The organism is Paraburkholderia agricolaris (assembly GCF_009455635.1).
GTDB lineage: Bacteria > Pseudomonadota > Gammaproteobacteria > Burkholderiales > Burkholderiaceae > Paraburkholderia > Paraburkholderia agricolaris.
The window spans coordinates 332114-353903 of sequence record NZ_QPER01000001.1; the positions used below are offsets into that span (position 1 = coordinate 332114).

The 21790-nt window shown below is 62.5% G+C and carries 22 protein-coding genes; 15 read left to right on the forward strand and 7 right to left on the reverse strand.

Annotation, left to right across the window (positions count from 1 at the left end):
* Window positions 1-44 precede the first annotated feature (44 nt).
* On the reverse strand, window positions 45-1664 hold the full coding sequence (locus GH665_RS01460) for a YifB family Mg chelatase-like AAA ATPase (protein WP_153134386.1): 1620 nt from the start codon (window positions 1662-1664) through the stop codon (window positions 45-47).
* 120 nt (window positions 1665-1784) lie between these two features.
* Entirely contained in the window at window positions 1785-2042 is a 258-nt protein-coding gene (locus GH665_RS01465; protein WP_028199025.1) for an accessory factor UbiK family protein, read from the reverse strand.
* A 396-nt stretch (window positions 2043-2438) separates the two neighbouring features.
* Here GH665_RS01465 and GH665_RS01470 point away from each other — a divergent pair, with 396 nt between their 5' ends.
* The 7 genes from GH665_RS01470 (at window position 2439) to ptsP (ending at window position 10178) form a co-directional block, all read left to right on the forward strand.
* On the forward strand, window positions 2439-2777 hold the full coding sequence (locus GH665_RS01470) for a P-II family nitrogen regulator (protein ID WP_006048089.1): 339 nt from the start codon (window positions 2439-2441) through the stop codon (window positions 2775-2777).
* Between the two features lie 43 nt (window positions 2778-2820).
* Window positions 2821-4329, forward strand: coding sequence for an ammonium transporter (locus GH665_RS01475; protein WP_153134387.1), 1509 nt, complete (start codon window positions 2821-2823; stop codon window positions 4327-4329).
* A gap of 230 nt (window positions 4330-4559) precedes the next feature.
* Complete coding sequence (gene gshA / locus GH665_RS01480; RefSeq protein WP_153134388.1) at window positions 4560-5849, forward strand: glutamate--cysteine ligase; 1290 nt, start codon at window positions 4560-4562, stop codon at window positions 5847-5849.
* Window positions 5850-5951: 102 nt separating this feature from the next.
* The gene (gshB, locus tag GH665_RS01485) at window positions 5952-6908 is read left to right on the forward strand and encodes a glutathione synthase (protein ID WP_028199028.1); all 957 of its coding nucleotides are present in this window, start codon (window positions 5952-5954) and stop codon (window positions 6906-6908) included.
* A 342-nt stretch (window positions 6909-7250) separates the two neighbouring features.
* Window positions 7251-7739, forward strand: coding sequence for a PTS sugar transporter subunit IIA (locus GH665_RS01490; protein WP_028199029.1), 489 nt, complete (start codon window positions 7251-7253; stop codon window positions 7737-7739).
* A 106-nt stretch (window positions 7740-7845) separates the two neighbouring features.
* On the forward strand, window positions 7846-8115 hold the full coding sequence (locus GH665_RS01495) for an HPr family phosphocarrier protein (protein WP_054035732.1): 270 nt from the start codon (window positions 7846-7848) through the stop codon (window positions 8113-8115).
* A gap of 314 nt (window positions 8116-8429) precedes the next feature.
* Window positions 8430-10178, forward strand: a complete 1749-nt coding sequence (gene ptsP / locus GH665_RS01500) for a phosphoenolpyruvate--protein phosphotransferase (RefSeq protein WP_153134389.1) — start codon at window positions 8430-8432, stop codon at window positions 10176-10178.
* Window positions 10179-10252: 74 nt separating this feature from the next.
* Here the strand turns inward: ptsP and GH665_RS01505 are convergent, their stop codons facing one another.
* From GH665_RS01505 to gpmA, 3 genes are all read right to left on the reverse strand, one after another.
* Window positions 10253-11011, reverse strand: a complete 759-nt coding sequence (locus GH665_RS01505) for a HesA/MoeB/ThiF family protein (RefSeq protein WP_153134390.1) — start codon at window positions 11009-11011, stop codon at window positions 10253-10255.
* A 207-nt stretch (window positions 11012-11218) separates the two neighbouring features.
* On the reverse strand, window positions 11219-12805 hold the full coding sequence (locus GH665_RS01510; RefSeq protein ID WP_153134391.1) for a S41 family peptidase: 1587 nt from the start codon (window positions 12803-12805) through the stop codon (window positions 11219-11221).
* A gap of 311 nt (window positions 12806-13116) precedes the next feature.
* On the reverse strand, window positions 13117-13863 hold the full coding sequence (gene gpmA / locus GH665_RS01515; protein WP_153134392.1) for a 2,3-diphosphoglycerate-dependent phosphoglycerate mutase: 747 nt from the start codon (window positions 13861-13863) through the stop codon (window positions 13117-13119).
* A gap of 137 nt (window positions 13864-14000) precedes the next feature.
* Here gpmA and GH665_RS01520 point away from each other — a divergent pair, with 137 nt between their 5' ends.
* From GH665_RS01520 to GH665_RS01540, 5 genes are all read left to right on the forward strand, one after another.
* Window positions 14001-14426, forward strand: a complete 426-nt coding sequence (locus GH665_RS01520) for a rhodanese-like domain-containing protein (RefSeq protein WP_097393512.1) — start codon at window positions 14001-14003, stop codon at window positions 14424-14426.
* On the forward strand, window positions 14423-14683 hold the full coding sequence (grxC, locus tag GH665_RS01525) for a glutaredoxin 3 (protein WP_028199035.1): 261 nt from the start codon (window positions 14423-14425) through the stop codon (window positions 14681-14683). Before GH665_RS01520 ends, grxC begins: the two co-directional genes overlap by 4 nt.
* Window positions 14684-14847: 164 nt before the next feature.
* Window positions 14848-15318 carry a protein-export chaperone SecB gene (secB, locus tag GH665_RS01530; protein ID WP_028199036.1) on the forward strand — a complete coding sequence of 157 codons (471 nt, stop codon included), beginning with the start codon at window positions 14848-14850 and terminating at the stop codon, window positions 15316-15318.
* Window positions 15319-15339: 21 nt separating this feature from the next.
* Window positions 15340-16338 carry an NAD(P)H-dependent glycerol-3-phosphate dehydrogenase gene (locus GH665_RS01535; protein WP_153134393.1) on the forward strand — a complete coding sequence of 333 codons (999 nt, stop codon included), beginning with the start codon at window positions 15340-15342 and terminating at the stop codon, window positions 16336-16338.
* A gap of 95 nt (window positions 16339-16433) precedes the next feature.
* Window positions 16434-16982: an O-acetyl-ADP-ribose deacetylase gene (locus tag GH665_RS01540; protein ID WP_153134394.1), complete on the forward strand. Its 549-nt coding sequence runs from the start codon at window positions 16434-16436 to the stop codon at window positions 16980-16982.
* Here GH665_RS01540 and trmL read toward each other — a convergent pair.
* Together trmL and GH665_RS01550 are read right to left on the reverse strand one after the other, a co-directional pair.
* Window positions 16955-17425, reverse strand: a complete 471-nt coding sequence (gene trmL / locus GH665_RS01545) for a tRNA (uridine(34)/cytosine(34)/5-carboxymethylaminomethyluridine(34)-2'-O)-methyltransferase TrmL (protein WP_153134395.1) — start codon at window positions 17423-17425, stop codon at window positions 16955-16957. The two genes, GH665_RS01540 and trmL, sit on opposite strands and share 28 nt — an antisense overlap.
* Window positions 17426-17443: 18 nt before the next feature.
* Window positions 17444-18238: a ComF family protein gene (locus tag GH665_RS01550; RefSeq protein ID WP_153134396.1), complete on the reverse strand. Its 795-nt coding sequence runs from the start codon at window positions 18236-18238 to the stop codon at window positions 17444-17446.
* Between the two features lie 84 nt (window positions 18239-18322).
* Between GH665_RS01550 and GH665_RS01555 the strand changes: the two genes are divergently transcribed.
* The 3 genes from GH665_RS01555 to coxB all read left to right on the forward strand — a co-directional run bounded on the left by GH665_RS01555 (window position 18323) and on the right by coxB (window position 21778).
* Window positions 18323-19288, forward strand: a complete 966-nt coding sequence (locus GH665_RS01555) for a methyltransferase domain-containing protein (protein ID WP_153138164.1) — start codon at window positions 18323-18325, stop codon at window positions 19286-19288.
* 312 nt (window positions 19289-19600) lie between these two features.
* Window positions 19601-20074 carry a DUF2244 domain-containing protein gene (locus GH665_RS01560; RefSeq protein ID WP_063494650.1) on the forward strand — a complete coding sequence of 158 codons (474 nt, stop codon included), beginning with the start codon at window positions 19601-19603 and terminating at the stop codon, window positions 20072-20074.
* A gap of 66 nt (window positions 20075-20140) precedes the next feature.
* Window positions 20141-21778, forward strand: coding sequence for a cytochrome c oxidase subunit II (gene coxB / locus GH665_RS01565; protein WP_153134397.1), 1638 nt, complete (start codon window positions 20141-20143; stop codon window positions 21776-21778).
* Window positions 21779-21790 lie beyond the last annotated feature (12 nt).

Sequence of the window (21790 nt, forward strand, 5' to 3'; positions counted from 1 at the left end):
GCGAACATGTGCATAAGTCAAGTCTTGACAGCCGATTTTTCGCCTTATACCGACCCAAAAGCCCGGCGATATTGAACGGCTTCACCGATCTGATTCGCGCCCGGCATGGCGGTGCCGGCCAGATCGGCAATGGTCCGCGCCACCTTCAGGACTCTGTAGTGAGCCCGCGCTGACCAGCCGAAGCGTTCTCCGGCCTGACGCAGTAAAGCTTCACCGGCTGCGTCGGGGCGGCAAACCTCGTCCACTTCCCGTCCACCCAGTTCCCGATTGGTTTTGCCTTGCCGCGTGAGTTGCCGCTCGCGAGCCGCATTCACCCGCAGTGCGATCGTCGCACTGGATTCACTGGCGGCCGTGGAACGTGCCGCCAACTCCGCTGGCGTCAGCGCGGGAATTTCCAGCTGAATGTCGATCCGGTCGAGCAGCGGCCCGGACAGCTTGCGTAGATAACGCGCCGCGATCTCCGGCGTGCAACGGCAGCGCCCGTTGGGGTCGCCGCGCCATCCGCATGGACACGGGTTCATCGCGGCGATCAACTGGCAGGCGGCCGGAAAGTCCGCTTGCCAGGCGGCGCGCGAAATGGTGATACGGCCGGCTTCAAGGGGTTCGCGCAAAGTTTCCAGCACATGACGGTCGAACTCCGGCAACTCGTCCAGAAACAGCACACCGAGGTGCGCCAAGGTGATCTCGCCGGGTTGCGGTGGGTTGCGCCCGCCGACCAGCGCCGGTGCGCTCGACGAATGATGAGGCGCGCGAAACGGCCGTTGCCTCCATTGCGAAGGCTTAAAACCCGCCCGGCTGGCGGACAGCAACGCCGCCGAGCTGAGCGCTTCGGCATCGGTCATGGCGGGGAGCAGGCCTGGCAGACGAGCGGCAAGCATCGATTTGCCCGCGCCGGGCGGCCCGACCAGCAAGACGTGGTGCCCACCGGCCGCAGCGACTTCAAGTGCGCGGCGCGCGCCACGCTGGCCGATCACGTCCTTCATGTCTGGAAAAGCGGCGGGGGCGTTCTCGCTGAGGTCGGGTGCGGCGACCGGGTAGAGCCGGGCGTCGGGCGCGCCGGCAAGATGCGCGCACAGCGACGGCAGATCGGAGGCGCCATAGACATCGACCCCAGGCACAAGGGCTGCCTCGGCCGCACTTGCAGCAGGCAAATAGAGCTGTGGTGTGTGCTGAACGGACGACGTGGAGCTTGTCTCCTCGCCGGCCGAAGTGAACGCTGACGTACAAGCACCATGGGAAGCGCCGCCGAAGCCATCGTGGGACGCAGCGCTGCGGGCCGTCCCGCAGGCCATCGCGAAAGCCCCCCGCATTGGCCGGAGCGCACCGGTCAGCGACAGCTCGCCGGCGAACTCACGGTGTAGCAGGGACTCGGGTGGAATCTGCCCGCTCGCCGCCAGAATGCCTAAAGCGATCGGCAGATCGAAGCGTCCGGACTCCTTTGGCAAATCGGCGGGCGCGAGATTGACGGTGATACGCCGCACAGGGAAATCGAAGCTGCAGTTCTGCAGCGCCGCGCGTACACGCTCACGGCTTTCGCGCACTTCCAGATCGGGGAGGCCGACGATCGAAAAAGAGGGTAATCCGTTCGCGAGGTGAACCTCGACGGTTACTTCGGGCGCGCGGCCAGAGGCCGGCGCGCGACTGCGCACCACGGCAAGCGACATGTTTTCTCCCGTCGGACGGCGCGCGCAGGCGCGCGAGAGTCCCCTAAAACGCTGATGACGTCACGGCTCGCTTGCCAGTGATGTGCAGCACTGCGCAGCTAAAGCGCTGCGAGCAAAGCTTCAGGACGTTTGCGTCGTGACCGGCAGCTTCTGCTCGAGTTCGGCGACGCGGCGCTCCAATTCTTCGAGGCGCGCGCGGGTGCGTACCAGCACCTGGGTTTGCGTATCGAATTCCTCACGCGTGACCAGGTCGAGCTTGGAAAAGCCCTGCGACAGCATCGCTTTCACGTTGCGTTCGACATCTTTGGCCGGCGAGTTCTTGAACAGCTCGCTCATGCGAGCCTGCAAATCGTTAAAGACATCGTTCGGTTGTTTCATGGTGTTCCCCTTGATGCACAAAAAATGTGCATGTTTCGTTACGTCTGTGCTTTGGTCCGGCGAATGGTTCGTCTTGGTGCATGACCGGTTACCCGCCGCTGCCGCGTGAGCCCGTTTGGTGCGCGCTCAAACGTTAAATGCCTTCGAACACTCTAGCAACGATCCATACGCCGCGCCACCGTGCCCCGCCAACGTTGGCCGTTCAGCCAGGGCCGCTTGGGCCCCTTTCGCAGCGAGCCCCGGACGAAGTCTGACACAACATGGCATGCGAGTTGCTGTTACTGCCCCGCGCGCACTGCCGGGTGCTTTTACCGGCATCGGAACGAGACCACGCGAACGGGTTACAGGTAAGCAAACAGGGTACGCAACGGGTTACGCAACTTAGCGAGGGATTTCATGAAACTCATTACCGCAATCATCAAGCCGTTCAAGCTCGATGAGGCGCGCGAAGCCTTGTCGGCCATCGGCGTCTCGGGCATCACGGTGACGGAAGTCAAAGGCTTCGGTCGTCAGAAGGGCCACACGGAACTCTATCGGGGCGCTGAATACGTCGTCGATTTCCTGCCGAAGGTGAAGATCGAGGCGGCTGTCTCGGACGACATCGTCGATCAGGCGATCGAGGCGCTCGAGCGCGCGGCACGCACCGGCAAGATCGGCGACGGCAAGATTTTCGTCACCCCGATCGAGCAGGTGATTCGGATTCGCACCGGGGAGACCGGCGCGGACGCTCTGTAACAACAAAAGATAGCGACACAGATAGCGACAAGAGGAAATGAAGATGCGCAAATTAATGATGTCCTTGCTGATGGCCGGTTCGCTGCTCGCGGGCGGTATCGGCGCCGCCCTCGCGGACGACGCTTCCGCCCCCGCAGCCGCCTCGGCAGCGGCTTCCGATACGACGGCGAGCGCGCCGGCACCGGACGCCTCGGCAGCACCTGCTGCTGCCGCGGCTTCGGCACCGGCCGCTGACGCGTCCGCCGCACCGGCTGCCAGCGCCGCCGCAGCCGCGCCGGCAGCCTCGGACGCCGCACCTGCCGCACCGACCGCGCCGTTCTCGGTCGATTCGTCGAAGATCAATTCGGGCGACACCGCCTGGATGCTGACCTCCACCGCGCTCGTGCTGTTCATGACGATCCCGGGTCTGGCGCTGTTCTACGGCGGCATGGTCCGCAAGAAGAACGTGCTCGCGATCCTGATGCAGAGCTTCGCGATTACGTGTCTGGTGTCGATCATCTGGGTCGTGATCGGCTACAGCCTCGCGTTCACGCCGGGCAACTCGTTCATCGGCGGCTTCTCGCGCTTCTTCATGGCGGGCATGAACTACATCAAGGGCGACAAGGCGACCACGCTGACGGTCAGCCACCTCGCCCCGACGATCCCGGAAACGGTCTACGTCGTTTATCAGATGACGTTCGCGATCATCACCCCGGCGCTGATCACGGGTGCGTTTGCCGACCGTATGAAGTTCTCAGCAATGCTGGTGTTCATGACGCTGTGGTCGATCATCGTCTACTCGCCGATCGCTCACATGGTCTGGGAACCGACCGGCTGGCTGGCTAGCGCGGGCATCCTCGACTTCGCGGGCGGTACGGTGGTGCACATCAACGCCGGTATTGCGGCGCTGGTCTGCGCGCTGGTGCTCGGCAAGCGTATCGGCTACGGCAAGGAAGCGATGGCGCCGCACAATCTGACGCTCACGCTGATCGGTGGCGCCATGCTGTGGGTGGGCTGGTTCGGCTTCAACGCGGGTTCGGCAGTGGCAGCAGACGGCCGTGCCGGTTTCGCGATGTTCGCAACGCAAGTGGCAACCGCGGCAGCAGCACTGGCATGGATGTTCGCTGAATGGGCAGCCAAGGGTAAGCCGTCGGTACTCGGTATCGTGTCGGGTGCTGTGGCAGGTCTGGTGGCGATTACGCCGGCTTCGGGCTTCGTCGGTATGACGGGCTCGCTGGTGATCGGTATCGCGGCAGGCGTAATCTGCTTCTGGTCGGCCACTTGGCTCAAGCACAAGCTCGGTTACGACGATTCGCTCGACGCGTTCGGCGTGCACTGCATCGGCGGTATCGTGGGTGCGCTGCTGACCGGCGTGTTCGCGGTCAAGGACATCGGCGGTGCGGACGGCAGCGTGATCCTGCAAGCCAAGGGCGTGCTGACGACGCTGATCTACAGCGGCGTGGTGAGCTACATCCTGCTGAAGGTCATCGACATGACAATGGGTATCCGCGTGACGGAAGAAGAGGAACGCGAAGGCCTGGACGTGAGCCTGCACGGCGAACACGTCGAATAAGGATTCCCCTGCAAGCCGAAGGGGCTTGCGGGTCAGCAACAAGCGCAGCGATTTTGGCCCGCCTTTATGGCGGGCTTTTTTATTGCGGCCTATCTTGTAAACAGCAGATTTCCCTGCCTATCATCGCGATAGCGAGAATGCATTCGCATCCGCTTGCGAATGGAGAAACCGTCCCCAAATGGACAAAGCATTTGCTCTACAATCTTTTTTCTCCAGTCTGCGAGTGATCAATGGTTCCGCACCTAGTTACGGCGTTAAACGGCCCGCTGCTCGATCTCGAGCGGAAGATCCTCGACGCTACGCCCGCTATCGAACGCTGGTTCCGGCTTGAATGGCAGGAGCACACGCCGCCGTTCTACTGTTCGGTCGATCTGCGTAACGCGGGGTTCAAGCTCGCACCGGTCGACACCAATCTGTTTCCCGGCGCATTCAACAATCTGCCGCAGGAAGTGCTGCCGCTTGCCGTGCAGGCCGCGATGGCGTCGATCGAAAAGATCTGCCCGGACGCGAAGAATCTGCTGGTGATTCCGGAGCGCCATACGCGCAACGCGTTTTATCTCGAGAATGTTGCCCGTCTGGCTGCGATCATGCGTCAGGCCGGCTTGAACGTGCGCTTCGGCACGCTCGACGAAAGCATCGTCGGGCCGGTCACGATTGCCTTGTCCGACGGCCAGAAGCTGGTGCTCGAACCGCTCGAGCGGTCGCAGCGGCGCCTCGGTCTGAAGAATTTCGACCCATGTTCGATTCTGCTGAACAATGACCTGTCGGGCGGCATTCCGCCGGTGCTGGAAAATCTGCATGAGCAGTATTTGCTGCCGCCGCTGCACGCCGGCTGGGCCGTGCGCCGCAAATCGACACATTTCTCCTGCTATGACGACGTCGCGAAGAAGTTCGCGAAAATGGTCGAAATCGATCCGTGGATGATCAATCCGTACTTCGCGCATGTCGAAGGGGTCGATTTCCAGGAGCGCACGGGTGAAGAAGCGCTGGCCGATGCGATCGACGGCGTGCTCAAGAAGATCGCCAGGAAGTATCGCGAGTACGGCATTTCCGAGAAACCGTATGTTGTCATCAAATCGGATGCGGGCACCTATGGCATGGGTGTGATGACCGTGCACGACGCGTCGGAAGTGGCCGCGCTGACCAAGCGCGAGCGCGCCAAGATGGCCGCCACCAAAGACGGCCTCGAAGTGCATGACGTGATCGTGCAGGAAGGCGTGTACACCTTCGAGCGGATCGGCGAGGAAGTGGCCGAGCCGGTGGTGTATATGATCGACCGTTACGTGGTCGGCGGCTTCTACCGCGTGCACGGCAGCCGCGAGCGCGATCAGAATCTGAACGCACCGGGCATGCACTTCGTGCCGCTCGGCTTCGAGCATACGGCGCTGCCGGATGCGCATGCCAAGCCCGGCGCGGCGGTGCCGAACCGTTTCTATATGTACGGCGTGGTGGCGCGACTCGGGTTGCTGGCCGCATCGGTCGAACTGGAAAAGACCGATCCGGAAGCGATTCAGGTTTAAATCTCGCGAGATGGGCGAAAAGCGGCGTGCGTGCCGCCGTCGCCATTTTCACCGACCCTATTGACGATCAATGCCAAGCCCTAAGGGCGCACCGGAATCCTCATGGACATTCTTTTCATCGCCGATCCGCTTACGCAGTTCAAGATCTACAAAGACTCGACCTACGCGATGATGGCCGAAGCCGCGCGCCGTGGCCATACGCTTTACACCTGCGAGCCGAAGCATCTGGCGTGGACAGGCGGCGACGTCGAGGCGAACGTGCAGCGCTTTGCGATCGTCGGCGACGTGACGGACCTGCATCGCGATACCTGGTACGCCGCCGAAGCAGCCGCGCCGCGTTCGCTGAAACAATTCAGCGCGGTGGTGATGCGTAAAGACCCGCCGTTCGATATGGAATACGTGACGTCGACCTGGCTGCTGGAAATGGCCGAGCGCGGCGGCGCGCGCATCTTCAACAAGCCGCAGGCGATTCGCGATCATTCGGAAAAACTGGCGATCGGCGAGTTTGCGCAATTCGTGGCGCCGACCTTGGTGACGCGCGACGCCGCCCGCTTGCGCGCTTTCCATGAAGAACACGGCGACGTGATCCTGAAGCCGCTCGACGGCATGGGCGGCATGGGCGTGTTTCGCGTGAAGGCCGACGGCATGAATCTGGGCTCGATCATCGAAATGCTGAGCCACGACGGCGCGCGCTCGGTGATGGCGCAAAAATTCATCCCCGAAATCAAGGAAGGCGACAAGCGCATTCTGCTGATCGGCGGCGAAGCGGTGCCGTTTTCGCTCGCGCGGATTCCTCAGGGTAATGAGGTGCGCGGCAATCTGGCGGCTGGCGGACTGGGCGTGGCTCGACCGCTCACTGAGCACGACCGCAAGATCGCCGACACGCTCGCGCCGGTGCTCGCCGCACGCGGTCTGCTGCTGGTCGGGCTGGACGCGATCGGCGACTGGCTCACCGAGGTGAACGTGACGAGCCCGACATGTTTCCGCGAGATCATGGATCAGACCGGCTTCGACGTCGCGGCGATGTTCATCGACGCGCTGGAGCGCGCGGCAGCTTGAGGCGCAACTGAGGCGCAACCCTTGAATGGCCGCCATGGCCCCCAAACTGTGTAGTAAATCCGCATCAAGCGAGACACCGGCTTTGGCGCGAAAATGAGCCTGATACAATGCCCGCTCTCCCGCACCAAGCCGCATCGAGGGCGTCTGCGAGGCGCTGCAGGCATGGATTGCGGACTGTAGGCGAGTTGTTTTCCGCCAACGCCGTCGCGGCATCAGGCGACGCGGGCCGCTCGCCAGATAGTGCGTTCCGGCGCTCCCGACCCACGGCCGGTCGAGGGTGCTTACGAACCGGGTTTCGTCCCGGTCCACGGTTCGGGGCCGATCTTTTGCAGTAAGGCTGACATGGCAGGCATTCTGATCATTGCGCACGCTCCGTTCGCCACCGCGTTGCGCGATTGTATTTCGCACATTTACGGTGGCTTGCCGGCGCGTATCGGTGTGATCGACGTATCGCCGGATTGCGATCCGGCACAGCAGGTTGCATTCGCGCATTCGGAGATCGAGCGGCTCAAGGAAGAAAACGGCGCGCTCGTGCTCACTGACATGTTTGGCGCCACGCCGGCGAATATCGCCGGGCGACTCGCCTCGGTGCCGAACGTCCGCGTGCTGTGCGGCGTCAATCTGCCGATGCTGGTGCGCGCGGTCTGTTATCGCGCCACGCCGCTCGACACGCTGGTCGACAAGGCGCTCGCCGGAGCCACCAAGGGCGTGCATGCAATCGGACCTGCCACGCCGGCACCGGTTGCGCCTCCCGCGGGATCCGGCGACTGTTTGCCCGCGTTGCCACCCGAGGCCGACCTGACCCAGAAAGTGGGCTCGACCGGGTTGTAAGCGGACCGTACGGTTTTAAACGATTGCGATCGGGTTGCGGCCCGATTGCAGCTGGTTTGCAGTTTCACCTTTCACCACAACATTCACCCGCGCTTCGGACCATCACATGCTGCAACAGGAAACGACTATTGTGAACAAGCTGGGGCTGCACGCGCGCGCGTCGGCCAAGTTGACGCAACTCGCGGGCAACTACCAGGCGGAAATCTGGATGAGCCGCAATGGCCGCCGTATCAACGCCAAGAGCATCATGGGTGTGATGATGCTGGCCGCGGGTATAGGCAGCACGGTGCTGATCGAAACCGAGGGCACCGACGAGAAAGAGGCAATGGACGCATTGCTGAAACTGATTGCCGATAAATTTGGCGAAGGTCAGTGAATTCGCGCGTTCTCTTTGCCTGAAGCAAAATGCCGCGGCTGTCCGCGGCATTTTTTTTAGCGCGAGACAATCGTGCAAGAGTAGTGCACGAGCGGTGCGAAGGCGCATGAGCCGATAGTGCCGGCGGCGCGTGGGGAGCGTTGCCGGAACGCCGGGCCAATGAAGGCGCATTGTCGTGGCCGCTTACGGTATTTCGTGCTGCGCTGCACACAGCCCCGACGTACTTGCAAAGGGCGCGGAATTTATAATGACAATGAGAGTCTGAGAGCATTGCAGCGGTTTGCCGCGGCATCACACAACTAGAGGAGGTGCGCGTGTCATTCACGCTGCATGGAATTCCCGTGTCACGCGGTATCGCCATCGGGCGGGCTTATCTGATCGCCCCGGCTGCACTTGACGTAGACCACTATTTGATCGAACCCGCCCAGATCGAGGGCGAGATCGAGCGTTTCCGCACGGCCCAGCAACAGGTGCATCAAGAACTCGACGCGTTGCGCGCCGATCTTGCCGCGGATGCGCCGAGCGAAATGGGCGCGTTCATCAACGTTCATTCAATGATCCTGAACGATGCGATGCTCGTGCAGGAAACCATCGACCTGATCCGCACGCGCCGCTACAACGTCGAGTGGGCGCTGACCGAACAACTCGAGCGCCTGTCGCGCCATTTCGACGATATCGAAGACGAATACCTGCGTGAACGCAAAGCGGACATCGAACAGGTGGTCGAGCGCGTGCTGAAGGCGCTCGCCGGCGCGACGGGGGCGCTGGTGGACGGCGTGCACGGTACCTGTGACGAGATGATTGTGGTCGCGCACGACATCGCGCCGGCCGACATGATGCAATTCAAAACGCAAACGTTTCAGGGTTTCGTCACCGATCTGGGCGGACGGACCTCGCATACGGCGATCGTCGCGCGCAGTCTCGGCATTCCGGCGGCGGTCGGCGTGCAGCATGCGAGCGCGCTGATCCGGCAGGACGACCTGATCATTGTCGACGGCGATCACGGCATTGTGATCGTCGATCCCGCGCCGATCGTGCTGGAAGAGTACTCATACCGGCAGAGCGAAAAGGCGCTTGAGCAGCGCAAGCTGCAACGGCTGAAGTTCTCGCCCACGCAGACGCTGTGCGGCACGCGTATTGAACTGTGCGCGAACATCGAATTGCCGGAGGACGCGCGCGCAGCGGTCGATTCCGGCGCGACCGGGGTGGGCCTGTTCCGCACCGAGTTTCTGTTCATGAATCACAAGCACCACATGCCGGAAGAGGAGGAGCAGTTTGCAGCCTACCGGCGCGCGGTCGAGCTGATGAACGGCTTGCCGGTAACGATCCGTACGATCGACGTCGGCGCCGACAAGCCACTCGATTCGATGGGAGGCGGCGACGGCTACGAAACCGCACCGAACCCCGCTTTGGGGCTCAGAGCGATTCGCTGGAGCCTCTCCGAGCCGCAGATGTTCCTGACGCAGTTGCGTGCGATTCTCCGCGCGTCGGCGTTCGGCAAGGTGAAGATTCTGATTCCGATGCTCGCGCATGCGCAGGAGATCGATCAGACGCTCGATCTGATTCGCGAAGCCAAGCGGCAGCTTGACGATGCCGGCATCGCCTACGATCCGAACGTGCAGGTTGGCGCGATGATCGAGATTCCGGCTGCCGCGATTGCGTTGCCGCTGTTTCTCAAGCGGCTGGATTTTCTGTCGATCGGCACGAACGATCTGATCCAGTACACGCTGGCGATCGATCGCGCGGATAACTCCGTCGCGCATCTATACGACCCGCTGCATCCGGCGGTGCTGCATCTGATCGCCTTTACGCTGCGTGAGGCGAAGCGGGCGGGGGTGCCGGTGTCGGTATGCGGCGAGATGGCGGGCGATCCGGCGTTGACGCGTCTGTTGCTCGGCATGGGTCTCACCGAGTTTTCGATGCATCCGAGCCAGTTGCTGGTGGTCAAGCAGGAAGTCCTGCGCTCGCATCTGAAGACGCTCGAGAAGCCGGTGGCCGACGTGCTGGCTTCGTTCGAACCGGAAGAAGTACAGGCGGCCCTCAAGCGTGTGGTGCTGGCTTGAAACTGAAGATTGCTTAGGTTCAAACGGAAAACGCCGCACATGTGCGGCGTTTTTTATTCGGGTCTCGTTCGGACTCAAACGTGATGCCGTTGCCCACATACCGGGCAATCCGGCTGGCGCGCAATGCGCATCGTGTTCCATTCCATTCGCAGCGAATCGAGCATCGTGAGGCGGCCCACCAGCGGCGTGCCGATTTCGCCGATCACTTTTAGCGCTTCAGCGGCCTGCATTGAACCAATGATGCCGACCGTGGGCGCGAACACGCCCATGGTCGAGCACGCGACTTCCTCGAACGGCTGATCTTCAGGGAACACGCACGCATAGCAGGGCGACGTTTCGTCGCGGAAATCGAAGGTGCTGATCTGGCCGTCGAAGCGCAACGCCGCACCCGACACCAGCGGCACGCCGTGTTTTACGCATGCCCGGTTGATCGCGTGGCGGGTCGCGAAGTTGTCGGTGCAATCCAGCACGACGGTGGCGTGCGGCACCTCGCGATCGAGCCACGCATCGTCGACACGTTCGGCTACCGCGTTCACCACCACCTCGGGATTGATCTGGGCGATCGCGTCGCGCCCGGACTCCACCTTCTTGCGCCCGACCGACGCGCTCACGTGCAGAATCTGCCGCTGCAGATTGGTCAGGTCGACCGTATCGGCATCGACCAGCGTCAGGCGACCGACGCCTGCCGCCGCCAGATACATCGCCGCAGGCGAGCCCAGACCGCCCGCACCGACGATGATCGCGTGCGCGTCGATAAAGCGCTGCTGCGCCTCGATGCCGATTTCGTCGACGAGGATATGGCGGGAATAGCGGAGGAGTTGATCGTCGTTCATGGCGGGGCGCGTGGAGTGTCGCGCAATGAAGAGCAGGGCCGGCGGCCTGCCATGCGCGTTTTCGTTATTTTAATCGCGCGAGGACGTGGGTGTTCGTGCTGGTGCTGGGGTTGGGTATTGCGCTACGTATTGCGATGCATGCTCCAGCGTCCACAGCGACGTGCGCTCGCAGCCGAACAGACTGCGAGGGCACGTTGGGCTTGCCGCTTAGTTGCTTTGCGTAGCAGGCGCCGAGGCCGGGACCGGGCCCGAAGCGCCCGGCACCGGTTGCGTCGGCTTCACCGCGACCGGCGCGGACGCCGACGTTGCCGGCTTGTTCTGCGCCAGACGCCGCTCAGTCAGCGACTTCGATTCCTGAACCGGCTTGCCTTCCAGCTTGTTCAGCGCCTGTTGCAGCATGAAGTCGTCGGGCGAACCGAACTCGACCGGCTTGCGTTCACGATCCTTCTGACGCTGTTCCGGCGTCTTCTTGTCGTTCTGCTCTTCAAGCTGGCGCAGTTGGTCCATGCGCTCCTGTTCGCGCTGTTCCGCTTCCTTCTTCTCGTTCGGATCCTGCGTGTTCGCAAGGTGGTTCGAGTAGTCGACTTCGCGGGTAACGAGTGCGTCGTCCGGATCGCCTTCCGCGTACTGATCGACCGCGATGTCAGGACGGATGCCCTTGTTCTGGATCGAACGGCCGCTCGGCGTGTAGTAGTACGCCGTGGTCAGACGCAGGGCCGTGTCGGCCGTCATCGGGCGGACGGTTTGCACCGAACCCTTGCCGAACGTGGTCTTGCCGACGATCAGCGCACGATGCTGGTCCTGCAGCGCGCCCGCGACGATTTCCGAAGCCGATGCCGAGTAGGCGTTGGTCAGCACGATCATCGGCACAGTCTTGAAGATCGGTGCTTCGTCTTTCAGCGGATCGCTGTCGAACGATTGCAGGCGGTAGTTATCGTAGGTGTCGCGATAGACCTGCTTCGAATCCGGAATCTGGCCGTTGGTGGACACCACCACCGAATTCGGCGGCAGGAACGCGCCGGCAACGCCAACCGCACTTTGCAGCAGACCGCCGCCGTTATTGCGCAGATCGAGCACGAGGCCCTTCAGGTTCGGCTGTTGACGGGCGATGTCCTGCAGCTTCGCGGCCAGATCAGGCGTGGTGCGTTCCTGGAAGCTGGTGATGCGGATATATGCGTAGCCTGGCGCCAGGATCTTCATCTTGACCGACTGGACCTTGATGATCGCGCGCGTCACCGTGAGCGGGAACGTGCGGTCGTCGGTCTTGCGGAAGATGGTCAGCGTGACCTTGGTGCCGGGATCGCCGCGCATTTGCTTGACGGCCTGGTCGAGCGTCATGCCGCGCACAGGTTTGTCGTTGATGCGGGTGATCAGGTCGCCCGGACGGATACCGGCGCGGAAGGCAGGCGTGTCTTCAATCGGCGAGATCACCTTGATCAGGCCGTCTTCGGACGAAATTTCGATGCCGAGACCCGCGAAGCGACCCTTGGTCTGCTCCTGCAGTTCTTCGTAATCGGTCTTGTCGAGATACGACGAGTGCGGGTCGAGGCTCGACACCATGCCCTTGATGGCGGCGGTGAGGAGCTTCTTGTCGTCGACCGGTTCGACGTATTCATGCTTGATTTGCCCGAAAACTTCGGCAAACAGCCTGAGTTGGTCCAGCGGCAGCGGTGCAACGGCGCTCGAGGCGGCGCTGGCGGGTTGCTGGGCCGAGGCGGAGAGTTGCAGGGTGGCGAATACGCCGGTAGCAAGGCCCGCGGCAATCAGGCCGATATTTTTCAGGTTCTTTCGCATAGAGTCTGTTGCGGTCGGAAGCGCGTGGCAGCGTCGATAGAGATGGGGACGGACAAGTATAACTGCACACTCGCCCAGTCAGGGCGCAGCACAGGCTATCGTGCTTCGACAGCCCGGGTCAGGCCTGGTTCGTGAGAGCGGCGCTGCGATGATGAAGTAATGTGCGGTAACAGTAAGATGGCAGCCAGATGGCGCGCGAGCCATGCGGGCCGCGCCCCGGCCCGTCTTCGGCAACCCAGCGGCAACCCAGCGGCAACCCAGCGGCAACCCCGCGGCATTTTTCGGCGCAGGGTTGCGGCTCGAGAACGGGCTTAGCCCGCTTTGCCTTGCTTGGCCACGGCGGCTTGCGCCTTGGCGATCGCGTCCTGGTCGCCCAGATAGTAGTGCTTGATCGGCTTCAGGTTTTCGTCGAGCTCATAGACGAGCGGCACGCCGTTTGGAATGTTCAGGCCGACGATGTCTTCGTCCGAAATGTTGTCGAGGTACTTCACCATGGCGCGGATCGAGTTGCCGTGCGCGGCGATCACGACCTTGCGGCCCGACTTGATGGCCGGCGCAATCGACTCGTTCCACAGCGGCAAAACGCGCGCGACGGTGTCTTTCAGGCACTCGGTGAGCGGCAACTGCTCGCGCGGCACCTTGGCGTAGCGCGAATCGTTGTAGGGCGCGCGTTCGTCTGCCGGTTCCAGCGCCGGCGGCGGCGTATCGTAGCTGCGGCGCCAGACCAGCACCTGCTCGTCGCCGAACTTGGCGGCGGTTTCCGCCTTGTTCAGACCCGACAGCGCACCGTAGTGGCGTTCGTTCAGGCGCCATGAATGCACGACCGGCAGATACATCAGGTCCATCTGATCCTGCACGTGCCACAAGGTGCGGATCGCGCGCTTGAGCACTGACGTGTAGGCGATATCGAACGTGTAGCCCGATTCCTTCAGCAGCACGCCCGCTTGCTGCGCTTCACGATTGCCCTGCTCGGTCAGGTCGACGTCGACCCAGCCCGTGAAGCGGTTTTCCTTGTTCCACGTCGATTCGCCGTGGCGGATGAGAACGAGTTTGTACATGAGATTGCCGGTCGGTAGTAAGGAAGCGGTAAAGCGTTGCGAGGGTCCTCTAAAGGAGCGCCGCCATCGCGTCAGACGGTTATTTTATAATGGGTGGATTGCCCTTTTCGATTTCTCTCTTTTTCGGCGGATTTTCCGTGAAGTTTTTCACTGATTACACAAACCTTGTACTGATCGCAATCGTCCTCATCTCCGGTGGGTTGCTGCTGTGGCCAACGATCAGCCGGCGTGGCCGCGGTGGCCTGTCGGCCGCTGAGGCGACCCAGCTGATCAACCGGCGCAATGCGGCGGTCATCGATCTGCGTTCGTCCGCCGATTTTGCCAAGGGCCATCTGCCCGCGGCGCGGAACCTTGAATTTGCAGAGTTGCAGGCGAAAGTCGCGCAACTCGTGAAGAACAAGAACAACCCGGTGTTGCTGGTGTGCCAGACCGGCCAGCAGTCGAACAAGGCAGCGCGTATCGTGCAGGATGCGGGATACGGCGAAGTGCATGTTCTCGACGGCGGTGTCGACGCCTGGCAGAAGGCCGGTATGCCGGTTGTGAAACAAGGAGCAGCCAAGTGAACAAAGTGATCATGTACAGCACGCAGGTGTGCCCGTATTGCCAGATGGCCGAACGTCTTTTAAAGTCGCGCGGCGTCGAGCACGTTGAAAAGGTACTGATCGACAAAGACCCGGCCCGTCGCGAAGAAATGATGACCCGGACCGGTCGGCGCACGGTGCCTCAGGTGTTCATCGGCGAGACGCATGTCGGCGGGTACGATGATCTGTCCGCGCTCGATCGCGCGGGCGGTTTGATGCCTTTGCTCGAAGCTGCCTGAACGAAGCTGCCTTGCTCATGCGCCGGCTAGCGCGCGAGTGGGGCGGATGAAATACAAGTCGGCGCGTGTCGGCCCTGCCAGGGCAGGCGATGCGCCGCAACGATCTGGCGGTCCGTGAAGCCATGGGCCGCCGCCATGCATACCTATCAGGGAATCACTCAATCATGTCCGACGAGAACAATCAGCCGTTTTTCAACATCCAGCGCATCTACCTGAAGGACATGTCGCTCGAGCAGCCGAATTCGCCGGGCATCTTCCTCGAGCAGGAAATGCCGTCGGTTGAAGTCGAAGTCGATGTGAAGGCCGAACGCCTCGCCGACACCGTGTTCGAAATCCTCGTGACGGGCACGGTCACGGCCAAGGTGTCGGACAAGGTTGCGTTCCTGATCGAAGCCAAGCAAGCCGGCATTTTCGACATCCGCAACATTCCGGCTGAACAGATCGACCCGCTGGTCGGCATTGCCTGCCCGACGATCCTGTTCCCGTACCTGCGCTCGAACATCGCCGACGCGATCACCCGTGCAGGCTTCCCGCCGATCCACCTCGCCGAAATCAACTTCCAGGCGCTGTACGAGCAACGTCTCGCGCAAATGGGCGGCCAGGAAGGCGCGGTGCAAAACGGCGTCACGCATTAACGCGTCCGTTCGGTGCCGGCTATGAAGGTTGCTGTCCTCGGCGCCGGTGCATGGGGCACAGCCCTCGCCGGCCATCTGGCCGCGCGGCACGACACGGTGCTGTGGGCGCGCGAACCCGCGCTCATCGCCGATCTCTCCGCTTCGCACGAAAACGCCCGCTATCTGGCGGGCGTTGCTTTGCCGCCGTCCCTTCGCTATGAAACGGATCTGAACGCCGCGCTCGACCACGCGCTTGCCGACGACGCGTTGTGCGTCGTGGCAACACCGGTTGCCGGTCTGCGGGGTCTGTTCCGGGCGATGCACGACGCGGGCAAGGTGCCGGCGCACGTAGTGTGGTTGTGCAAAGGTTTCGAAGCCGACTCGCAGTTGTTGCCGCATCAGGTGGTCGCGGCTGAATTGCCGGGACATGGCAGCAACGGCGTGCTGTCGGGTCCGAGCTTCGCGCGCGAAGTCGGGCAGGGCTTGCCGGTCGCGCTGACGATCGCGAGTACGTCGTTGACGTGCCGCGAACGCACGGTGGCCGCGTTCCATCATGGCGCCATGCGTATCTATACCGGCGACGACATCGTCGGCGTGGAGGTGGGCGGCGCGGTGAAGAACGTGCTGGCGATTGCCACGGGTATTGCCGATGGCCTCGGCCTCGGTCTCAACGCCCGTGCGGCGCTGATCACGCGTGGCCTGGCGGAAATGTCGCGCCTTGGCGTGACGCTCGGCGGACGAGCGGAGACGTTCACCGGCCTGACCGGGCTGGGCGATCTGATCCTGACCGCCACGGGCGATCTGTCGCGCAATCGCACAGTCGGCGTGCAGCTCGCCGCAGGCCGTACGCTCGACGATATCCTCGGTGCACTCGGTCACGTGGCCGAGGGCGTGCGTTGTGCACAAGCCGTGCTGGCGATTGCTCGCGCTCATGCGATCGAGATGCCGATCACGCAGGCAGTCTGCGCCGTGCTGTTCGACGGTGTAGCACCTCGCGACGCCGTCAGCGCCCTGCTGCGGCGCGATTCGAAAGCAGAATAAGTCTTGTCTTTCAGCCGTTTAGCGCGAAAAGCGCTGAACGGCTGCCCGCTATCGCTGTCCACGTTTAATCGACGCTTCGGACCAGCGAGGTTCCCATGCCCAGTTTCAACAATTGCACACTGGAAGCGCGCCGGGTCGATATCACGACACTCGCGGTGGATGCGATCGTCAACGCCGCGAATACCTCGTTGCTAGGGGGCGGTGGCGTGGATGGCGCGATTCACCGTGCAGCCGGCAAGGAACTGCTGCATGAGTGCGAGACGCTCGACGGCTGCGCAACCGGCGACGCGAAGATCACCGGCGGCTACCGTTTGCCGGCCAAACATGTGATTCACGCGGTTGGCCCGGTGTGGCGAGGCGGTGGGCACGGTGAGGCAGACCTTCTCGCCTCCTGCTACCAGCGCGCGCTCGAAGTGGCGTATCAGGCGCACTGCACGAGCATTGCGTTTCCCGCGATTAGTTGCGGCATCTATCATTTTCCCGCCGACGAAGCAGTGAAGATCGCCGTTGGCACCGTGCTCGAAACCTTGCCGCGCACGCCGAAAATCGGGAGTGTGATATTCGCCTGCTTCGACGACACCATGCTCGCGCTCTACGAAGCTGAATTGGAGCGCCGTCAGGCGCCGCCGTCGAAACCGGTCTGACGCCAGGCTTCGAACACGACTACGGCAACCGTGTTCGAGAGATTCAGGCTGCGGTTGCCTGGCCGCATCGGCAGACGCACGCGCTGCTCGTTGGCGAACTGGTCGAGCACGGTGTCAGGCAGGCCGCGCGTTTCGGCGCCGAACACGAACCAGTCGCCGGATTGAAACGCGTGCTCGTGGAACCGTCCCGAGCCGCGGGTGGTGAAAGCGAACATGCGCGCCGGATCGGGTGTTTCCCTGGCGACGAACGCTGCCCAATCGGCGTGCACGTTCATCTGCGCATACTCGTGGTAGTCGAGTCCGGCACGGCGCAATTTGGCGTCGTCGAGCGGAAAGCCGAGCGGCTCGATCAGATGCAGGCGCGCGCCGGTGTTGGCGCACAGGCGGATAACGTTGCCGGTGTTCGGCGGGATTTCCGGTTCGACGAGAACGACATTGAACATGATGGCTTCAGGTAGGGACTAGTTTTTCGGCGTGCGCAGCGCGACGAAGTTGGTGACGCGCCGCGCACCGGCTGTTTTGAGCGTACGTGCCAGGGCTTCGAGGGTCGCGCCGGTCGTCATCACGTCATCGACGATGCCGACATGCAGGCCCTGCACCGGCTTGGCGACCGTGAACGCGCGGCCCACATTCAGCCGGCGTGCGTCCAGGTCGAGCCGTGATTGAGGCGCGGTGTGGATCACACGATGTAGCAAGGTCGCGTCGCTGCGCACATTGAGCGCGCGGGCCAGGGGCCTGGCAATCTGCCAGGCCTGGTTGTAGCCGCGCTCGGTCAGACGTTTGCTGGCCAGCGGCACGGGGGCGAGCACGTCGGGTTTTTCGGACGCGTCGACCCAGGTATCCTGCGCGAGACGCGCAAGGCGTTGTGCGAACTCGCGCGCCAGCATCAGCCGGGCGCGGAATTTCAGGCCAAGCGCCAGTGCGTCCAGCGGCTGGCGGTAATCGGCGAGAGCCAAGGTTGCCTCGAACGGCGGCGGCTCGCCGACGCAATCCGCACAACGATAGTGTGCGTGAGCCGCCCAGCGCATTCCGGACAGAGGGACCGCGCATACCGTGCAACGCAACCTGCCTTCGTTCCAATAAGTCTCGTCACAACCGGCGCACAACGTCTTGTGCGACAAATTGCCGCACAATGCGCACAGGTTGGGCAGCACGGCGTGCACCATATGCGGCCATGCCGAATACAAGCCACGCGTGAATCGTGCAAAACGTCCGTTCGCGCTGCCGGGAGACAAGGAATTTTTTCGGAATGGCATGATTGGACCGCCCGCGAAGGCCTTTCACGCTGAATGGAAGGAAGCGAACGAGTATACTTCGTGCTCTACGCCAGTACGACACCCATGCCCCCAACTACGTCTCAATCTGGCCGTCCGGCCTATGATTCCCGGCGCCTCAGGCAGATTTTCGACCGCCGTGCGGCTAGCTTCGACAACGTGGCGTTCCTGCCGCGCGAAATCGCGCAGCGCATGCGCGAGCGCCTCGACTACATCAAGGTTACGCCAGCGAGCGTGCTCGACGCTGGGTGCGGCGCGGGCGAAGACATCCCCGCATTGCGCGAACGCTTCCCCGAGGCGCCGGTGTTCGGCACCGACCTGTCGCACGGCATGCTCAGCCGCGCGCTGCGTCACGATTCCGGCGACACGAGCTGGCGGCGTTTTCTGCCGGCCACGCTCGGCAAGGCGCTCGGCGCCCGCGGCCCGCGTTTCGCCCAGGCTGACTTCTCGGCCCTCCCGTTCGCGGCCGGCGCCTTCGAATTCATCTGGTCCAATCTTGCCTTGCACTGGCACTCGCGGCCCGACGTCGTGTTTCCCGAGTGGCAACGAGTGCTGAAAGTGAATGGCCTGCTGATGTTCAGCACGCTCGGCCCCGATTCGCTGAAGGAGTTGCGTGGCGCCTACGCCGAGGTCGAGGCGGCGCACGGCGTGGCTTCGCGCAAGCATGTGATCGACTTTGTCGACATGCACGACCTTGGAGACATGCTGGTCGAGAGCGGTTTCGAGATTCCCGTGATGGACCAGGAAACCCTCACCATTACGTATAAGTCGCCCGGGTCGCTGCTCGCGGACGTGCGCCGCTGGGGCGCCTATCCGTTCGAACGCGAGGCCAGCTCGAATGCCGTCGCGCGTAGGCTGCACAAGGCTTTGCTGGCGGCGCTCGAGGCTCGCCGGCGGCCCGACGGCACGATTGCGCTGACCTTCGAAGTAATCTACGGACACGCCTGGAAAGCCGTGCCGCGCACCACGGCCGAAGGTCATGGGATCGTGCGGATCGAGGACATCGGACGAGGTTCGTCGAGGAGCCGGTGAGGAATCAGTGAAGCGGTAAAGAGGACATCTGTTATGTCTGAAATTACCGCTTCAAAAGACGCGTGAAAGCTGCGTCAAAACGGCGCGGAGGCTTGTCGCACCTGGCTTGTGGGCCGATTGAGGCTTGCTTGTGGATGCTATGGATCGCGCCTATAATGCGTCAGTTTGTCGCCCGGAGTTCCCACATTTGGGGCGGCAGGCCCGAGGTACAGGGCTGCAATATGACGTGACGCGGAGTGGATGGAGGAGCCGTTCAGCGGTCGCGAGTAATGGCCGCAGGCGGCGATTGGAGAGGGTCGGCAGGAGGCAGCGATGGAAGCATCAGATCTGCTGGCGGATTCAGAACCAGTTCTCAAAGACTGGACGATGAAACGCAACTGTTCGATTTCGCCGCGGCAGTTTGTATGTTTCTACGTATCGCTTGCGTTGTTCTCGTTGGCAATTGCTTTCATGCTGGTTCTGGTCGGCGCCTGGCTGGTGTTGCCGTTCACCGGTATCGAATTGCTGGCGGTGGGCATCGCGTTTGCCATATACGCGCGTCATGCTGTCGATTACGAGCGTGTCCGGCTGTTTCAGAACCGGCTCGTGATCGAGCAGGTCAGCGCCGAGCGGCTCACGCAGTTCGAATTCAATCCGCGCTGGGTGCGGATCGAACCGGGTGCAACGCCGCGTGACCAGATCAAACTGGTCTCGCGCGGCCAGACGATCATGATTGGGCAACATCTCGCGCAGTATCGGCGCGCGCAGTTTGCAGGCGAACTGCGTATGTGGCTCACGCGTTGTTAGACGTATCGGGACGCGCGGCGTTCACGGGGAGCGTGAGACAGCCTTCCAGCGGGGTCGAGGGTTTGAATGGAAATTTTGGGTAAGGAAGCTATGAAAACAATCAAGCGAGCCCTCATGGGCGTGCTGGCGATGAGCGGACTGCTTTTCGCCGGTGCGGCCCTGGCAGTGGGCGATGTTCCGGGCGGCCCTGCCGTCAACGAGATCAATCTCCAGCCGCCTGCGACAAAAATCGCTGAGGAGCTCTTCAGCCTCCACATGTTCATGCTGGTTCTTTGCCTGGTGATCTTCGTCGGCGTGTTCGGCGTGATGTTCTATTCGATCTTTGCTCACCGCAAATCGAAAGGTCACAAGGCTTCGAATTTCCACGAAAGCACCACCGTCGAAATCATCTGGACGATCGTGCCGTTCATCATCGTCGTGCTGATGGCGCTCCCCGCCACCAAGACCGTCGTCGCGATGAAAGACACCACGAATGCCGACCTCACCATCAAGGTCACCGGCTATCAGTGGAAATGGGGCTACGACTACGTGAAGGGCCCGGGCGAAGGCATCAACTTCCTGTCCACGCTGGCCACGCCGCGTGCGGAAACCGATGGCCGTCAGCCGATTTCCACCACGTATCTGCAGGAAGTCGACAATCCGCTCGTCGTCCCGGTCGACAAGAAAATCCGCATCATCACCACCGCGAACGACGTGGTCCACTCCTGGTACGTGCCGGCGTTCGGCGTGAAGCAGGATGCGATCCCGGGTTTCGTGCGCGATACGTGGTTCAAGGCTGACAAGACCGGCACGTTCCGCGGCTTCTGTACCGAACTGTGCGGCAAGGAACACGCGTTCATGCCGGTAGTGGTCGAAGTGCTGTCGGCAGACGACTACGCGAAGTGGGTCGACGTGCAGAAGCAGAAAATGGCGGCGAGCCAGGACGACCCGAACAAGACCTACACGATGGCCGAGTTGATGGAGCGCGGCGGCAAGGTGTATTCGGCGAACTGCGCGGTCTGCCACCAGCCGACCGGCAAGGGCGCAGGCGTGTTCCCGGCGCTGGACGGCAGCAAGATCGCCAACGGTCCGATCGCCGAGCACGTCAGCCTGGTGCTGAAGGGCAAGAACGCGATGCCTTCGTGGGCGCCGACGTTGAACGACGTCGAAATCGCTTCGGTCATCACGTACGAACGTAACTCGTGGGGCAACCACACCGGCGATATTCTCCAGCCGAAGCAGGTTGCGGACGCCCGTAACGGCAAGCTGCCGGAAGGCGGTAATCATCTGGCCGACGCAGGCGCGGCAGCGAGCGGTGCAGAAGCGGCTTCGGGTGCAGCGGCGGCTTCGGGCGCCTCGGGCACGGAAGCAGCGGCGGCCGGTTCGGATAGCGCGGCGGCAGCGGCGGCCGCACTCCCGGCAAGCATCTACTTCGACACCGGCAAGAGCACGCTGCCGGCCGACGCGAAAGCGGCGGTCGACGCAGCCGCGGCCTACGCGAAGGCACATCCGGACGCGAAGTTCACGCTGTCGGGCTTCACCGACGCCACCGGTTCTGCCGAAGTCAACGCGAAGCTTGCGAAGACCCGTGCCGAAGCCGTGCGCGACGCGCTGAAAGCAGCCGGCATTGCCGAAGATCACATTATTTTAAAGAAGCCGGAAACGATCACGGGCGGCAGCGATGCGAAAGAAGCCCGGCGTGTCCAGATCAGCCCGGCTGCCTGACGTGTTCATGGT